Origin of the sequence: Endozoicomonas sp. GU-1, assembly GCF_027366395.1 — a bacterium.
Lineage (GTDB): Bacteria > Pseudomonadota > Gammaproteobacteria > Pseudomonadales > Endozoicomonadaceae > Endozoicomonas.
The window spans coordinates 4,568,962-4,586,750 of the sequence record NZ_CP114771.1; the positions used below are offsets into that span (position 1 = coordinate 4,568,962).

The window sequence follows — 17,789 nt, forward strand, 5'->3', positions numbered from 1 at the left end:
TATCAATATGTCTCGAGTGGTAATAGACGGCCTTGGAAAGATCTATGCCAATGGTGTTGCAGCCGTAAAAAACATCAGCATCGATATTGCCGATGGCGAGCTGGTGGTTGTCGTTGGCCCGTCCGGTTGTGGTAAATCAACGCTTCTGCGAATGATTGCAGGCCTGGAATCCATCACCAGTGGTGACTTGTGGATAAAAGATCAGCGGGTGAATACCAGGGAGCCGGCGTACAGGGATATTGCCATGGTGTTTCAGAACTATGCGCTCTACCCACATATGACGGTGTTTGACAACATGGCATACGCCCTGAAAAATCGAAAGCTGGCAAAGGCTGAAATTGACAAGCGGGTTAAAGAGGCTGCAAAAACGCTTGAGCTTTCTCAACTGCTGGATCGGAAACCAGGCCAGCTCTCAGGTGGACAACGTCAGCGTGTGGCCATGGGGCGCGCAATTGTGCGTAAGCCTGAGGTCTTTCTCTTTGATGAACCTTTATCCAATCTGGATGCAAGGCTGAGAGGCCAGATGCGACTTGAGATCAAGAAGTTGCAGCGTCGGCTTAAAACAACTGCCATCTATGTGACCCATGATCAGATCGAAGCCATGACGTTAGCCGACCGATTGATTGTTATGAACAATGGTATACCCGAACAGATTGGTACACCGGACGAACTCTATAATAATCCATCGTCGCTTTTTGTCGCCGGCTTTCTTGGCTCTCCCTCGATTAATTTGTTGAAAGCAACTCAGTTAGCTGACGGAATTGCATTGGGACATAGCCAAATTGCCACACTGTCGGGCAAACTCGGTGGTGACTCGGCTATTTTGGGCATCCGTGCTGAAGATTTACAGCTGTGCCCAAAAGAGGATGCGGACCTGATACTGTCTGTGGAACTTGTTGAGCGGTTAGGCTCTGAGTTACTGGCGGTCGGTGTTGTAAAAGGCTCTAACGAGAGGCTTAGTGTTCGCCTTGATAAATCTGCCCAGATTGATGAAGGGCATGAGTTGCCACTGGAAATCAACCGGGATCATTGGCACTGGTTTGATGCTGACACAGGTCTGCGCAATGTAGACTGTTATCGTGAGGCCATTAGCGAAGCAGTGATTTAATGCTATTGATGATGCGGTTTTTTATCCTCAGCAGGGATGATATAAAAACCGCTATTTATAAAGGAATACGCCATTTACCTGCCTTAAAAACGAAGAAAGGCGAAGTTCTGAATATCGGCAGCGGTTGTCTTGAGCCCGCTCTTTCTGTTAGCTGTCACTACCAATAATGTCCAAAAAGCACGGTAAATTCATCACTTTCGTCGTGTTCATAGGAAAACCTTAACTCCCGGTTTTTGCTAATCTGGTATCGGGTATCAAAGCGGAAGCTATTGAGGTCTGATCTGGAGCCATCAATTTGCTTCTTATGCTGGTATTCAAAAAGCGCATTTATCCGTTCAGAGATGTTGGCCACGGCATTGACAGTGATGCGACCTTCCAGATTTCCGGCCCCTTGTTTGTTGTCACGAACGGCGGCACCAACAAATCCGGAGAGAGCCAGGTGATCAGTAGCCATTGCCGTGTATCCCCTGTCGCCCTCTAGCTGAAGTGTTAGACAGGTTTCTGAACAGTCGGGCCGGGCAGGCTGTAAACCCGCTTTCAGTCTCCACGAATCATACCCATCACCGGGAAGCCCGGTCGCTTCTGTTGCGAGGCTCTGAATACTGACAAAGTCCACACCATCCACAATGACTTTGTCGTCAAACATGGACAGTTCAACCTGGCCCATAATCAGCTCACCAAACTCAGCATGTTCAGCTCCTCCATCCAGACTGTCATAATAGGCAGGACGAATATTCACCGTCATACCACCGCCAAGCTCGTCATCGTAACGTAGCCCAAGTTGAATAAGGCTTGGCTCGCGCCCTTCATCGGGCGAAACAGGCTTTTCATAGGCGGGATTACTGCCACCGGGAGGAAGGGTGTAGCGGTGCGCCAATACATTGTGATAGGCCTGCTCAATGGCGTGTTGATCGTCCTCTGAAGCGGTCTGACCAAGGAACTGATAATAATCAAGCAGGGTATCCAGTATTAAAAACCTGTCGTCCATGCGTTCTGACTGGAAAATATCCGTATCGAGTATGTGCGGGTTGGCAATAGCTTCTGCAACCATGCTTTTATGTCGGTCCTGAAGCGTACGAAAACGACTATAGAGACGGAACTGCCTTGATGGCTGAAAAGTAATCGCTTTTACCAGGGGTTTGCCGTTTAATGTGGCTTTGTCCAGTTCCAGAATTTGAGATTGCGGTATCACCCAAAAATCATTATCGGGGTTGGCTTTCACTCCATCGATAATCTCAAGCAATTCCCCAAGACGAAATGAGCAATTTTTATTCAGGAAAAAGTATTGGTATTCCTTACCCATGACTTCCCATGTATGGGCGAGGACAAAATCGACCTGTTCAGGTGTTAAATCCAGTTCATACTCCCAGAGATCACGCAGTTCCAGCTCCCCGTAATTCTGATTATGAAAATAGTATTCAGCATGGCTGAAGCCTCCTTTATATCCACCAAACAAGCCCTTGACAATGTAACTGACCGGGTCTTCACCATCTTCTACAATGGCTCCAAAATTGACACTGGTATCCAATAGCTGAGTACGGTCCTTGTCTTTTGAGTTCAGCTTCAGCAGGGTGTGGCCATAATAAGATGCCGGGTTACCCAGGTACCCCGAGGCAAAAATAATGCTTAATGATTTCGCATCACCGTACTCGGACCATTCAGAAAATTCAGGGCAGTGAACAGGCGTCACTGACTCATCTGTTAAACCAAGTTCAGACTTGAGCCACTGATACCTTGCAGGAAAACGACATTGTGCGTGAGACTCAGGGTCACTGCCCACTGGCTGTGAGAATGCCTGTAGTGTTGCCAGTAGTTCAGCTTCCGGGTTGGTTCGACCATCGGGAGCCAGAAAGAATTCTTTGGTCTGAATTGCACTTTCAACTTCTGCACCCAATAAGCCGGATGGCTCATAAACCAGCAGTTTTTTCCATGTATCGGTTTTTGATAGCTTTTGGATGGTAGCAAGATGGAAAGGATTAACAGAGGAGGTGTCAGGCTCAACAGCAAAAGAAGACAGCGATAAAAGCAACAGGCAAAGAGAGAAAATAGGTTTAGTCACTGCTTACAGGTCTTATGGTTTGACTGAGATATGGACTGGCGCTGACTGCTGACAACGCCAAACATCAGATCAGGCGGAGCAGCTATCCGCTACACTGGCAACACTTGCATCCATCGCCTGATAATATTGAGTGGCTTTTTCCACATCAGACAGGGTTGAATAGCTGGCAGCTGTCACGTTACCCACCATGTCTTTGCGGATAGACTGAACAATCGTCGGGTGAGCCGATGCCTGACACCCCCGCACAGTCAACATTGCGGTCAAATGCTCACCTTGTCCAAGTGCCGTTTCTTCGGCCAGATTGTCGTAATTATCAATAATGAATTGTGCCGTTTTTACTTTGCTGCCATTACATGTTTCAGGGCTCATGGTTGCAGATGTAACAGCCGTTGTTCCAATATCCCAGATGACATTTGAGGTTACCGCAGCCCATACAGGACCTTCGGAAAACAGAGCGGCTCCAATACCGCAGTCTGAATATGGGTTAGGACCGGATCCAACCGGCTTGTCGGCAGCGCTTACAGATGTGGCTAAGCACAGGAGTGCAGAGGCAATGACTGGAAATTTTAACATTGATAAGCTTCCCTGATGATCATTCTAATTTGAGTCAAACTCTCGCATAAGTTATTCGTAAGGCATATGCAAAAGCTCAATATGTAAGTAGCTAACCATATGAAATCATATATTTCTGACTCCTTGTTCAGGCACTCCCGGCAACTGCTCCTGCATCCATGCAGTCGTGCTTCGTTACAACTCCGGACACATAGCTACGGCTATGCTCCCTCCGTTGTGCCTCGCATAGCACCTGCCCAAGTAGACAGAAATATGTGATTCCATATAGCCAGCTACTTAACAATACTTATCAGGCCTTGGGAATACAATGAAATCTTGCACGATGAATGTCCATTGTAATGAATCACTATGAAACTCACTTCGCCAGTCCGGCGGTTTTGATATTCAATGCTGCATTGATATCCCTATCGTGATGAGTTTTGCATTCAGGGGCAATCCTACTCCCGGATAGACAACGGCAGACTTTCATGGACAAACTCGCAACCGTAAAAACGCCTGGAACTGGGGAAGAATCGGTCTATCTCAGCCACATACGATCAGCCCATTCAGTCATGCTTTGGCTCGGTTATTACTGCCTTTCTGCTTGTTGGCCAGTTGACACTGAAGGTAGACGAGCTTTTTCTCGTAGCGCCGGGAATGACGAGGATTGCCAGATTTATCATCGTCTGATGTGATGAACAGATCGTTTAAACCTAAATCAATGCCTGCTGTCTTGTGGGAAACAGGCTTGTGGGAAACAGACATTGGGCTAAAGCGCCCCCGTTTAGCTTCAAATTCGCAGAGCATGGAAACAAAGTGGCCAGCCCGATCTTTGCTGATGGTGATACTGGAAGGCTCAGAAGGCAGCTCCAGGCTCGCGTTGCCTGACCATCGGCTCCAGCGGATATTCAACGGTTCTTTGCTTTTGGCAATGAACAGCTGCCCATTCTTCACACTTAAAGCGGCCTTTGTCAGCCTCATACTTTGCTTTGGTAGTAGCAAGGAATACATTCGCCGTTATTGCTTGACTCCAGCGCTTAACATCTCTGTTATTAAGCAGTTAACCAAACGAAATCATGTTTTCTGACTAATTGCACAGTCACTCCCGGCAACTGCTCCTGCATCCATGCAGTCGTGTGGCGTTACAACTCCGGTCACATAGCTACGGCTATGCTCCTTGCGTTGTGCCTGGCATAGTAACTGTCCACTAAGCCAGAAATATACGATTTCATTTGGCCAACTACTTAATAGTTAATAGCCATAGCATGTCTTTATGCTTGGTTGGAATAAATATGGAATGGTATTTTTGAGGGAGGAACTTTTATAAAAAAGTATGGTCCTAATCATTAATTCAATAACTCAATAATTCAATGTCTGCTCCATATTTTAATTCACAATTCCTGCATTCGGTATTCCAGAAAGCGTATGAGTCTGTTATGTCGAACAGTGTATTAGATGTTAAAGACTGGCCGCAACAAAGTGGTTTGGTATTCGGGCTGCGGGTGGATCAAACTGTACCGACTAATTATGTGAACTCCTGGATTCCATATGGAAACAGCTTCCATAACCCATTAAGTGATTCCCATTTTAAAACAATGCCGGTCAGGGTTATTTATTCTCAAGAATCTGAACAAAGTGAGCTGTTAGACATATCACATAAACCCGGGGTGTATCGGGAGGTCGAACAAAATTACAGAATTCTTTCTAATCAATCAGAAATAAGAATTGATCGGGTTTGGAGTATTGCCGATGAGGCGAGTTCTCACTCATACCTTTTAAATACTGATCATCCTCCACTTGCCTCAACGTTGGAAAAAACTGCAGGAAATGAGTTGGATGTTGAAGCTTCTGCTTCAGGAGCTGGCGAATCTCTGACCATCCCTCATGATGAGACTTACGCGCAGACCGAGAAACGGAGGGCTTCCCAGAAGGCTTATGAACAGTCCGATAAACGGAAGGCTTACGCTCAGTCTGAGAAAGAGAGAGCTTCCAGACGAGCCTGTGTGCAATCCGAAAGAGGGAAGGCTTACGCTCAGTCTGAAAAAGGGAGGGTTTCCAAGCGAGCCTGGGCGCAGTCCGAAAGAGGGAGAGCTTACCAGAAGGCTTACCAGAAGATTTACCAAAAGGCTTACCACAAAGTTTTATGGGATACCGGTGATAAAGAACAGGCAAAAATCGCTGGTAAGCAAGCTACTGCCCCTATAAGAGAGTCGACTAAAGCAAAAAGAAAATGAGCTTGAATCAAGCTCTGTCCCTCCACTCCTGCCTGCTTTTCAAGCAGTCTGATAAGTCAGTAGCAGTAAGGTATTGGTCGTTAATGTTAATAGCCATAGTAAATCTTTATGTCTGGTTGAAATAACTGTTGAATGGGATGGGTTAGGGAGAAACTTTCATAATGGAGGAGTCAGCCTAATGCCTATCCCAAGTAAAAGTACTGATACTGCACTGCCTATTCTGGCTGTTATTTTATTCGTTATCATGTTAACCGGGTTTGCCGTTAATACTGCCAGTCAATATTTACGCAACAACTGTGAGATAACCCTTGAGAAGGCGATTACTCTGTTGACATTATCTGCGTTTGGCTGCTTTTATTAGCACTGAAAATTCACCACTCTCCGAGGGTTATCGGTTGTTTAAGCTGTTTTTGACCAGCGTGCTGCTGTTTTTTGGCATCTTGCCACTGGCGTATATCAGAAAGAATCTCATTGTTGAAAACGAGTTGTATGGCCTGTTTTTTGGTAATTATGTCTATCTTGCACACTACTTGCTGTTTACTGTACTGATACTGCTGATCGTTCATTATCTGATAAAGCCTGTCCCAGTCTACCTTGGAAAATGGATTATTGCCGCTTCGCTATGCACAGTGGCTGTCATCGGTTATATCAACTATCGTTATACCGATGTCGTTCATACCCAAATCACTGTTAACAAAATCGCAGATAGAGAGCAGCTGCGTATCGCCTTTATAAGTGACCTCCATCTTATGCCGACGTCCAACAAACAGCTATTTGTGGATATGGTAGCGAAGATTAACGCTGAAAATCCCGACATCATTGTGTTTGGTGGCGATATTTTTCAGGACAGCCATACCAACGTTAATGAGGGATACAAAAAAGTTTTTGCTGAATTAACAGCAAAACATGGTGTCTATGCGATTCTTGGTAATCATGAATACTACGGTAACGATGTGGATGGTAATGTTGCCTTTATCAAGAATTCAGGAATTGATATTCTGCACGATGAGGTACTTACGATTGATGGTATTCGCTTAATTGGCCGCGATGACATCGGCAATAAGTTTGCCGTTACCAATCGGATGAGTCTGAAAGAAATTTATCAGCGCGACAATGTTCAAGCCAGTGATCCGATCATTGTCTTTGACCATAATCCCGTCTCGATACCTGAAAGCATTGAGAACAAGGCCGATCTACAGGTTTCCGGTCACACTCATGCTGGCCAGTTCTTCCCTTATAATCTGATCTTGCGTCGAATGTACCCGAACGTCGTTGGCCATAAAGTTATCGACGGGCTACATACTATCGTCAGCGCTGGTGTTGGCGTGGGTTGGTGGAAAATCGTTGGGCCATGGCAAATGCCCTACCGATTTGGCACCAGTGGTCAAATTAATATTATTGATGTGAGCTTTGCAGACCCTGAACAAGGCAAGCAAGAAAAACAGCAGTAAATAATCCGGGGGTTCTTGCCCCCAAATCTGATGACTAATCTGCTAATCACCCGGTTTCTTTGTCGAAATCATTCTCATGGGTTTCATGCCACATGACGTTGATGGTTCCCAAAAGATCATGAATGTCATCGTTAAGCGTGGCAAAGTATGACAACCTGAATTCCAACAAAAATCAAAGAGTTAATAAAAATTATCAGTTTTAAAGTTTGGCAAAAATAACCTTTAAGTGTGGCAAAAAATTTACTTTTTATTGGTAAGTTTGGCAAAAAATTAATATCGAAAACAACTCATTGTTTTTAATAAAAATTATTTTTGAGAACCTGAAATAAACAATCAATGAACAGGCAACTCTCCTGGCAGACAAAATCCACTCTGCCTGTGCCTCAAATCATATCCTTGCTTACACTCACAATCTCAGCCCTGCGATTTAAACTACGATCCAGAGGTGGAATTTCCGCCTCAGGAATACACCGGCCAATCTCATCACGGGCATAACTCAAACCATAGGCAACTGAAAACCGATGATAATCATGATCTCTCAACCCTTTTGCCTCAAACCCTTTCGGCATATTCATCCGTAATGGCTTTAGCCTCAACGAAGAGCAGCTTTTGCCCGCATTTACCAGATCAATGAATTGCTCGTATAGCTCCATATTGCTACCACCACCGCAAAGGAAGAACGGCAGCTCTGTCCACTCTGGAGAGTCCGGATTCGATTCTCTACCATGACAAATAGTATCGTCATAAAGTTGAGTTCTATACGCCTCATAAAATTCATCATCTGGTGAGCGTTTGCCACTTACATACAGTCCTTTAATGTAAGATTTCCACGAAGCAGGAATCGCATCCACTCTATCAGTGGGAGCGTAGATTTCATCCAGATAGGGCAAAAGCTTGTCTGCATTTTTCCGTGAGCCAATGAGTGATTTCAACCAATCAACTCTTTTTCTATGCAGGTTCATAACCCCAAAAGGACAAACAGATGAACTCAAGAAGGCAAACTGATGCTCTTCAGGTTTTGTCACCGTAAAAACGGATGCATCGACGGTACCCGCACCTATATCAACCAGCATCATCATATTATGGTGAGCATCCCAACTTTCTGAGCGGATGTAACCAGCTACTTGAGCAGCGATTTCCGGGACCACATGCACCATATCAGACATGATCGGCGTATCAGACGGTTCACTCCCTTCTTCGAGACTTTTTTGTTCATTTTTTGCCCATGATAAATATCTCTGGACCAGCTCAGGAGTAATCTCACTGCTTTCATCAGCAGATAGGTTTGCCGCCGCCAACCCTACCTTATGAAAAAGGCTGACCATATTTTTATCATCATAAGATTTCGCTGGAAGCCCAAGGTTGATACCCCAGATAATATAATCGGACTGATACAAGCTTTTATAATTTTCAAAGAGCCAGGATCTAATATAACGAAGCACTAATGAAATAAATGCCGTCGCCTTTTCCTGAGAAGAATCATCCGAAGATAGCATTAAGGCCAATTTCAGATCCCGATGAGCCTGCTCTCCTTTGTGTAACGAGTAAATATTATCAGTTTCATACAGTCGAGTGGGTAACAGAAATTTTTTAGTAGAATTGTTATTTCCAAATGGCACCAAAAATGTATTTCCAGACAAGTCTCGGACTACTGCCTTTATGCTTGATGTTCCAAAGTCCAAGCCAATAGTAATTTCATTATCATTTTCTCCATCAGCATTAATCTGCGTTGTAATACCATTAGACTGCAGGGGTTGTAGTACAAACTCTGACCGACTACTGTTAGGTGAAAACTCTTCAGCTCGATTTAAAGCTTTTGGCAGACGGACTTTAACCTGTTGGGTGGCTTCAGCAGCCCTCGTATGTATTTGAGTGAAAGATGAACAATGCTTTGCTTTATTTGCGACATCTCTCTTTTCACAAGCTTTATGGTATCGCTCCAAGGCTGATGTCAGTGTTGATTTTACACGATTTTTTATAGCCAGCTTGCTCAGCCCTTTAACATCTATGTCAAGCAAATGAGCTGCGCGTGACCAGGGGATAGCAGATACTTCTCCCCTTCGGATAACGTGTTTTATCAGTTCTAACTTTTCCCTTTCCTTATTATTTGCCCTTATCCAGTCCATGCTACTTCCCCATAAGCTAGAAAACGTCTATCACCCCTGAGCACACATGATGAGACTCTAGAGCTAAATTTCTCTTTTTCTCTAGTTGGCTTAACCGGGTATCTCGCTGTTCCTCAAGCTTCCGGATCCGACCGAGGTTGGCAGGAATCATCTGCTGCTTTTCCGAGTCCCGATATTTGTCTATGACTTGCTGAATTGTTTCTATTTGCTTGGCAATATGACTTTTTAACGTTGATATTTGTAAGTCAATACGGTCATCATTTTCACTGGTGATTTGTAACCGGTATTGGGCTTCTGCATCTTCCAATGCACCAAGACAAATTCCATAGCACTCTTCAGCCACATCATTCGGAATTTCATTATTTGCACCATGCCACTCACTCCCTTCAGATGCGGTAAGTGCAACCAAAGCTTCCGCTTCTTCAGAGCTCATTATTTGAGCACCAACGGCCAATGGCATTGCTCTAAAGACAAGCTTCTCAATATCTCGCTCCCCACTGACTGACCATCGTTGAACGACAAACTGATACCGTCCCTTTTGGACTGAAGGGATTTTTGAAGAGGCGATCTGCAGAGCAACCAAGGGAAAATAATGTGTTTTACCCGCTCGAATGCTGGAACTGATAAACCTGAATACCGGATGGTACTGATTAACAATCTCGGTTCCGGCTTTAGCCAAACCTGTTTTATTTTTGAACAGATAGCGAATCTTGCTACCGGAAGCACCTGTTAACCGGGTTTTACCCTTCAGTCGCAGACTGGTCAAATGATGATCCAAATCCACTTTGGCATCTGTAGATAGCTCGATTTCAAATAAAAGAACATCATCCTGTACTTTTGAGAACTGGCATCCAGGATAGGCTTCACTAAAGAAATCTTTAAAATAAACCCAAAGATCCTGACTGCTCACAAAACGATTGAGTTCCTGAGCGGCTTTTACCTGATTAAGAATATAGTCACCGTGAGCAACCAGATGGGCGGCTTCCTCCTCTAGTCTTTCCTCTTGGCGACTAAGGTTGGCAATAGCCTGGGCAGTCTGGTCAATCCTCTCTTTTTCTTGCTCTTTACTGAGATTATGCCTCAGCAGATCATAGGTCATGTGAAGAATAGAGTCTCCCAGAACGGACTCCATATTCCCCAAGGCTCTTGTAAAGATATCCAGCCTTTTGAGCAGCCGACTATACACACGATCATCAATTGTATCTTTATAGAACAGGTTCCAGATATTTATTCTCTGCTCTTTTTGACCCAAGCGATCAATACGACCAATCCGTTGCTCAACCCGCATGGGGTTCCAAGGCAAGTCATAATTTATTAACAGGCTGGAAAACTGGAGATCAACACCTTCACTGGCAACCTCAGAAGACAGAAGTATTTGAGCCTCATCAGAAGTTCTAAAGTGTTCAATGATCTCATACTTACTTTGCTTCATGCCGCCAACCAGCCGGATAGGTTTAATGCCATCTTCACGGAGCCTCTCTTCAAGATACTCGAGAGTGCCCCTGTAGTAAGAGAAAAGCACGACTTTTTTATTTGGGTAATCGTTCCAATATTGACGTAGGTTTTCAATCAGTTTTATGTACTTACTATCGTGTTTCTTAAAATCATCGAAACTACCCAAACCCAAATTACGGGTTATTTTCATCAGCTCAGAAACAAGAGGGCCTACGGTATTCGCAGTATTTTTGGTCTCGGAGAGATCGTCACCAACTGACTCATAAGCAAGCTCTTCTAGAGTCACCTGATCCAACTTCTTCCTCCAGGCTCTTATGGCCGCAGGCATAGAGCTGCTTAACTGCCTTTGAGGAATAGTTAACATAAAGCCTTGTGATAAATCATACTGTTCACAATATGATCTGACGCAGGCAGTTACCTCATCATAGACTCGCCGTTCCAGTGAAGACATTTCAACTTTTTCAGCAACCGGTGTTCTAACTACCCGCCATTCATGAACTTCTGATTTTCTGGTTCGGGATACAACCCTGCCCAACAAATTGATCCGTTCAAGCCGTTCCGCAATCTGGCTCCTTGTTTCAGTGGTCTTAAGTTCCTGGCTAGCAGGAAATGAATCGATTAATAACTGCAGCTGTCGGTTACTTTTCAAAAGCGGATGGCTTTGGGCATTTTGTAAGATTTGTACTGCCTCTGCTCGATTGATCTTCTGACTGAGTATGCTGTCTCGCAGTCTCAGGATTGGCTCATTAGCTTGCAGAATATCCCCAAACGCCTGCTTGTAATGGAAGCTATCTTCATCCAATAGAGTTAAAAGATGGAAAAGATCAGCACTGCTGAGCTGAATCGGAGTGGCAGAGAGCAGGACTAAATGATCAGTCACATTTCTTAATAAATGCCCCAGTGCTGCAGTCTGACTATTTGGATTCCGAAGATAGTGCGCTTCATCAACAATGACTGCATCAAAAAGGCTTTCACTGAGCGCACACGAGTCAAGAAGACTGGCCAACTTTGCCCTGTCATTGCTAATGGTTTCATCGCTATCCCATCCGCGCGGAGGCCTTAACCCCTGTGTGCTTCCAACAAGAACAAACTCATCAATTTCCCCACGGCGAAACCGGTTAAGCTTATCCAACAGCTCACCAGCGTTGCAAGTTTCAGCAGCTATACCAAAGCGAAGCGCCAACTCATCCCGCCATTTTTCCCTGAGCATTGCAGGGCAGAGTACTAACAACCTTCGGGCATCAATTCGGGCCCTTAGCTCCGTCCAAATCAGTCCAGCTTCAATAGTTTTACCAAGGCCGACTTCATCGGCAATTAAGAGGCCTCGACAGGGAGAATCCAAAAAGTTCAGTACAGGCTTAAACTGATAGGGATAAAAATCAGTATTGGTTGTATGCATGCTATAGATCAGATCAGCAAGCCTACCAGACAATCGGCTATGGGTAAGGGCTCCGCGGAGATCTTGAGCTCGACCAAAGCGAGATTTTTCAAGTAAATCAACCACATCTGGCCGATCATCACTCTCTACAATTTCGAGACTACGCTCCGGGCACCATTCATTGCTCTCAGCAAACCTCACCTGAAGCCTTAGCCGCCCACCCAGCTTCTTTTCCTTGCCTGTGAGGATGCCTACTTTACCTGGATTCTGCTTTAACCTGACTTTTTGACCTGCTTCCATGATACGTTACAACTAACTCCTGAAATCAAGATGCATAATGGATAATCTATCGTAATTCTAATTTGTTGGTAGTTTTTCAAGACAGCCTTTCAGCTTTTATTGACAAAGGGCAAAAATCACTTTTAGCCCTCATAAAAATGTACGTAAGTCAGCCACTATTTTCCTTGAATAAAGCATTACTTACGGTTACCGCATCCTTTACCCAGGCCAGAACCTTATCCTTGGCCACCACATCTGGCTGCACATTACAAATCCCTTTAATCTGGTCATAACTAATAATGCGCCCCAACCTGACCCGAACCCCAATAGTCAGTGGCTGCGGTGACTCCATGTGATAGACAAAATACTCACCATCCTGAACCTGGCGGATATAGCTGCCAACGCAGTGGTTCATTCTCTTCCCTTCATTCGACAAAGCCTGAGGCGTGAGTATTGGCTGAATATCTGCCGTACCGGGGTGAGGTGGAGAGTGAAATGGTAGCAGCTCACCATTGTCGTCGGTAAGGGCCATGCTTCTGGCTAAGTGTCCCTGATGATCCGCATTGAATACTTCTACTACCTGATTATGAATGTTTTCGACGGCCGCAAAACTCCGGGCACAGGCCAGTCTTTCCTCTATATCCGGATCGTGCCGGGACATACTGCAGGCATCCATGGCCAGTTGAATCAGTTCCTCGTATTGCCATCGACAGTCAATGGTATCCAGAGTTTTAGCCAGAGGCCTGCCGGCAACCCAAGGTAATCTCTGTACCAGTCGCATAAATGGGCGGTCAATTTTCTGTTGATGATTAAATCGCGCAACCAGTGATGGTTGACGCCAAAGCTGTCTCACCAGCTCTGCCATGCGCGGGCTATAACTCTCAACCTGCAGGCGGCGAAGAGAACGTATTGCCGATTTTGTTCCCGTTAACCCGATAGCCTCCAGTATTTGATGCTGCTTGCAATTTAATAGCTCTCGAAACTTTCCAAAAGACACCTCATGGGAATCCATATACTCTCTTGCCAACCAAACCAGTGCAGGGTTGGAAACAAGCAAGTCCTTCATTTCCTGCCACTGAAAGGCCATTTGCAATAATGAAAAGTTCCACAGGCGAAAAGGCTGTAAAGCGCGGAGTAAATGCTCTAGGACAGTCGATTGCCACTGCTTGATCGCCGGGCTGTCGGTCTCTGCCAGAAAGTTCAAGCCTGGTTCCGCAAACAATACGGGACGATGAGTTTCATCTTCCAGTTCTGACCACCACTCAATACCATTTTCCCAGCTACTCACAATCAGCTTGCAGGGGTAACCAAGGGTTTCTGTCCAGTCAATTTCCAGCCGTTGAAGTTCTTCACTCCAATAGATTTTCTGAGAGGTACTGTCTGCACTTCCCTGTTGAAGGGTACTCGTCACTGCCATTCGCGAGGCTCTCCATAAACGCAATCAGACCGAGCCAATATATCAAGGTTAAAGAGGTAGAAGCTACCAAAGCCACACTTTCCCCGCTTAAATCACAACTTCTAAACGCCACATCAATATGAAATACTCGTCGTTTATCAGCCCATTTGCCACATGAAAGCGTTGTCCATGGAAACCAGTAACTTTCAGTTCTTGATAGGCGTCAACGACATTCTCTACCGGCTTGCTTTAGCCGCAGAACGAAATTACCCCGACGATCCAAACACAACCATGGTCAAACTGCGCATGTTTGGGGAGGCGAGTGCCAAACATCTGGCAAAGTTACTCTGTGTTGATATTCCCGATAACCAGCATGAGCTGCTTCGAGAGCTGGCAAAGATTGCCTGGGTCGATGAGTCCATTATCTCGGTATTTCATAAACTCCGTAAGCTGGGCAACGAGGCAGTTCATAAGTTTCATGATGATCTGGGTGATGCTGAGAACTGTCTGCGTCTCGCTTATCGCTTGGCGGTCTGGTATTACCGGCTGCTGAAAAAAGAGACCGACTTTGTCGCACCTGTATTTGTTGTACCTACAAGCCAATCAGGTGAAGTGCTACAAAAAGAAGTGTTGAGTCTTAAAGAAGAGCTGCGCAAAGCTCAGGGATTCAAAACCGTAACGGCTGAAGAGCTGGCCTCCAAAGAAAATCAGCTGGTTGCTTTGCAGGGCTATATTTCCATTCTGGAAAGCAAGCAGGAAGAAACTGAAGAACAAACCAAGGCTCGTATTGAGGCACTGGAAGCCCAGTTAAAGCAAAAAGACGAAGAACTGGCCAAGAAAACTGAGCGCCAGCGAAAAGAATACAAGAAAGAGATGACGGAACGGGCAGCAAAACGCAGCCTGGATCTGAGTGAAAAAGAAACCCGCTTCTTGATTGATGACCAACTCCGTCAGGCTGACTGGGAAGCCGATACGCAAAAATTCACGTTTGCTAAAGGTGTCCGGCCTGAGCCGGGCAAGAACCGTGCTATCGCTGAATGGCCTACTGTAGACGGTGGCTGGGCGGATTACATTCTCTTTGTTGGCCTGCAGCCGGTTGCGGTTGTTGAGGCGAAGAAGAAAAATTCTGATGTCAGCGGCAAGTTGAACCAGGCAGAGAATTACAGCCTCAATTTTGACTACAATTTCCTGAAGCAAACATTGCTGGATGAAGCCGTAGACAATGATGTTCGAAAACTGATTAACGATCACTTTTCCGATAATCAGCCTTCTTGGGTTGATTCATCTGGCAGTCGATATTTCCGGGTTCCTTTTGTCTATTCCACAAATGGTCGCCCTTACTTACGACAGTTGCAGACCAAGAGCGGAATTTGGTTCCGAGATGTTCGTAAAAAAGCCAATTATCCGAAAGCATTACCAGTCTGGCACCAGCCAGAAGAGCTAATCAACAAACTGAAAAGTGACCCGAAAAAGGCACATGAATGGCTAAAAGCCAACACGCTTGATCGATTAGGTTTACGGTATTTTCAGGAAGAAGCGGTACTGGCGGTCGAGGCAGCAATTGAGCGTGGCCAACAAAATATGTTGCTTGCCATGGCTACCGGAACGGGCAAAACACGAACAGCCATTGCCATCATGTACCGTCTGATACAATCCGGACGATTCAACCGCATTCTGTTCCTGGTTGATCGAACGGCATTGGGTGAACAGGCCATAGATTCCTTTGATGATACCCGTATCAATGACGAGCCATTCAACACCATCTTTGACATCAAGGAACTTACCGACAAATTTCCGGACGACTCCACCGCCATTCATGTAGCCACAGTGCAGTCACTGGTTAAACGCACATTATTCAGTGACGAGTTCATGCCAACAGAACGGTATGACGTGATCATCGTCGATGAAGCTCATCGCGGTTATATTCTCGATAAAGAGCAAACTGAGGGTGAACAGGTCTTTCGCAACCAGAAAGATTATATATCTTCCTATCGTCGTATTCTTGACCACTTTGATGCGGTAAAAATAGGCCTTACAGCAACACCCGCATTACATACGCTGGATATCTTCGGTGAACCTGTTTACCGTTACAGTTACAGAAAAGCAGTTATTGATGGCTACCTTACCGATCAGGAACCGCCGGTAAAAATCGTCACTGCATTGTCTGAAGGTGGTATCAGCTTCGAAAAAGGGGAAACCGTTCAAAGAATCACCAAAAACGGTGAGCTGATTCTTGATGATCTGGAAGATGAGCAAAGCTTCGATGTCGCCGACTTTAATAGGAAGGTGATCGCCCCCGGTTTTAACAAAGCCGTTTGTGAGGAGCTGGTTAATCATATTGACCTTACGAGCCCTCAAAAGACCCTGATTTTCTGCGTTAAAAACAGCCATGCCGATATGGTGGTTGAGGATCTGCGCGAGGCTTTCAAAAAGAAATACCCTGAGTTTGAAAGCGATGCCATCCTGAAAATCACTGGGGAAAGTGAAGATAACCCCAAACGGTTACAGAGTCTACTCACCCGTTTTGATAAAGAGCGTCTGCCCAATATTGTCGTAACAGTGGATTTGTTAACCACCGGGATCGATGTGCCCAGCATCTGCAACCTGGTCTTTTTACGCAAGGTGAAAAGCAGGATTCTCTATGAGCAGATGAAAGGCCGGGCAACCCGCCTCTGCCCAGAAATAGGAAAAACATCGTTCAGAATCTTTGATGCGGTTAATCTCTACGAAACACTGGAACCGGTTGATACCATGAAGCCCGTGGTCATCCGGCCCAAGGTATCCTTGAGAGAACTGGTCAATGAGATTACTGATTCCGAAACTTACAAAGTTCAGGAAGCGGATGGCCGCAGTTTTGCCGAGCACAGCCATGAGCAACTAATCAGTAAAATTCAGCGTATCATTGGACTTGCCCAGTTTAACCGGATCAAATCCCCTGAGGTGGATAAGAGCATCAAACGCTTTGATGATGTGCTGACAGGCATTGCAGGGTGTGACTTCAATAGTTTCGGTCGGGTATTGAAAGAAAAAGGCCCGCAACTGGCCGCTGAAATCTTTGAGAAAGACACTGGAATGGTAGAACGTCTGGAGAACCTTAAGGAGTTGATCAACGATCTCCGTGATGAACCGATCTTCACCGATATTCCGGACCAGGTTATTGATGTCCGCCGGGAATTTGGCCTGTTTGATAAAGCCGAAGACTTTCTTGAAGCCTTTGACAGCTTCGTAAAAGGCAATCTCAACAAACATGTTGCGCTCCAGACCATTGCCAATCGTCCAAGGGATCTCACTCGCAGGGAGCTACTGGACTTGGTCGAGTGGTTCGACAAAGAGTACTTCGATGAGTCCAGCCTACGGGTTGCCTGGAAGGCAAAAACAGATCAGGACATTGCCGCCCGTTTGATTGGCCATATCCGTCAGGCTGCCGTTGGGGATGCACTCAAACCTTTTGATGATCGCGTTGACCATGCCCTGATCAAAATCAAGAATGAAAATCAGTGGAGTCCTGTTCAGCAGGAGTGGCTCGACCGTCTGGCGAAAACCCTGAAAGAGTCCGTGGTGATAGACGACGATACCTTTAAGATTGGTAACTACCGTCGCAGAGGCGGTAAACGCAAGGTTGATGCCGCATTCGAAGGTAAGCTCACCGAGGTTCTGGATAAGTTCAGTGACTATATGTGGGATGAACTGGCCTGATTCCCATACAATAGAGCCAATATCCTTTCATCATGGAAGCTGGGTACTCCAGCTT

The 17,789-nt window shown here is 45.5% G+C and carries 10 protein-coding genes; 4 read left to right on the forward strand and 6 right to left on the reverse strand.

The genetic code is table 11. From position 1 onward, the window contains the following. Positions 1-7 precede the first annotated feature (7 nt). The gene (locus O3276_RS18885; protein ID WP_269672700.1) at positions 8-1,108 is read left to right on the forward strand and encodes an ABC transporter ATP-binding protein; all 1,101 of its coding nucleotides are present in this window, start codon (positions 8-10) and stop codon (positions 1,106-1,108) included. A 157-nt stretch (positions 1,109-1,265) separates the two neighbouring features. Here O3276_RS18885 and O3276_RS18890 read toward each other — a convergent pair whose 3' ends face one another. The 3 genes from O3276_RS18890 to O3276_RS18900 all read right to left on the reverse strand — a co-directional run bounded on the left by O3276_RS18890 (position 1,266) and on the right by O3276_RS18900 (position 4,700). Further along, complete coding sequence (locus O3276_RS18890) at positions 1,266-3,167, reverse strand: Lnb N-terminal periplasmic domain-containing protein (protein WP_269672701.1); 1,902 nt, start codon at positions 3,165-3,167, stop codon at positions 1,266-1,268. A gap of 69 nt (positions 3,168-3,236) precedes the next feature. Beyond that, positions 3,237-3,740, reverse strand: a complete 504-nt coding sequence (locus O3276_RS18895) for a DUF3015 family protein (protein WP_269672702.1) — start codon at positions 3,738-3,740, stop codon at positions 3,237-3,239. Between the two features lie 549 nt (positions 3,741-4,289). Further along, entirely contained in the window at positions 4,290-4,700 is a 411-nt protein-coding gene (locus O3276_RS18900) for a transposase (RefSeq protein ID WP_269672703.1), read from the reverse strand. A 389-nt stretch (positions 4,701-5,089) separates the two neighbouring features. Here O3276_RS18900 and O3276_RS18905 point away from each other — a divergent pair, with 389 nt between their 5' ends. Next, positions 5,090-5,953, forward strand: a complete 864-nt coding sequence (locus O3276_RS18905; RefSeq protein ID WP_269672704.1) for a hypothetical protein — start codon at positions 5,090-5,092, stop codon at positions 5,951-5,953. 344 nt (positions 5,954-6,297) lie between these two features. Continuing rightward, positions 6,298-7,404 (forward strand): metallophosphoesterase, encoded by a 1,107-nt coding sequence (locus O3276_RS18910; protein WP_269672705.1) that lies wholly within the window; start codon positions 6,298-6,300, stop codon positions 7,402-7,404. A 383-nt stretch (positions 7,405-7,787) separates the two neighbouring features. Here O3276_RS18910 and O3276_RS18915 read toward each other — a convergent pair whose 3' ends face one another. The 3 genes from O3276_RS18915 to O3276_RS18925 all read right to left on the reverse strand — a co-directional run bounded on the left by O3276_RS18915 (position 7,788) and on the right by O3276_RS18925 (position 14,059). Then, positions 7,788-9,530 carry a hypothetical protein gene (locus O3276_RS18915; protein ID WP_269672706.1) on the reverse strand — a complete coding sequence of 581 codons (1,743 nt, stop codon included), beginning with the start codon at positions 9,528-9,530 and terminating at the stop codon, positions 7,788-7,790. A 16-nt stretch (positions 9,531-9,546) separates the two neighbouring features. Continuing rightward, a complete protein-coding gene (locus O3276_RS18920) occupies positions 9,547-12,663 on the reverse strand; it encodes an SNF2-related protein (protein ID WP_269672707.1) in 3,117 nt (1,038 codons plus the stop codon). A 148-nt stretch (positions 12,664-12,811) separates the two neighbouring features. Next, positions 12,812-14,059 (reverse strand): PcfJ domain-containing protein, encoded by a 1,248-nt coding sequence (locus tag O3276_RS18925; protein ID WP_269672708.1) that lies wholly within the window; start codon positions 14,057-14,059, stop codon positions 12,812-12,814. A gap of 168 nt (positions 14,060-14,227) precedes the next feature. On the opposite strand from O3276_RS18925, the gene hsdR reads away from it, so the two are divergent. Then, on the forward strand, positions 14,228-17,734 hold the full coding sequence (gene hsdR / locus O3276_RS18930; protein ID WP_269672709.1) for a type I restriction-modification system endonuclease: 3,507 nt from the start codon (positions 14,228-14,230) through the stop codon (positions 17,732-17,734). Positions 17,735-17,789: the final 55 nt, after the last annotated feature.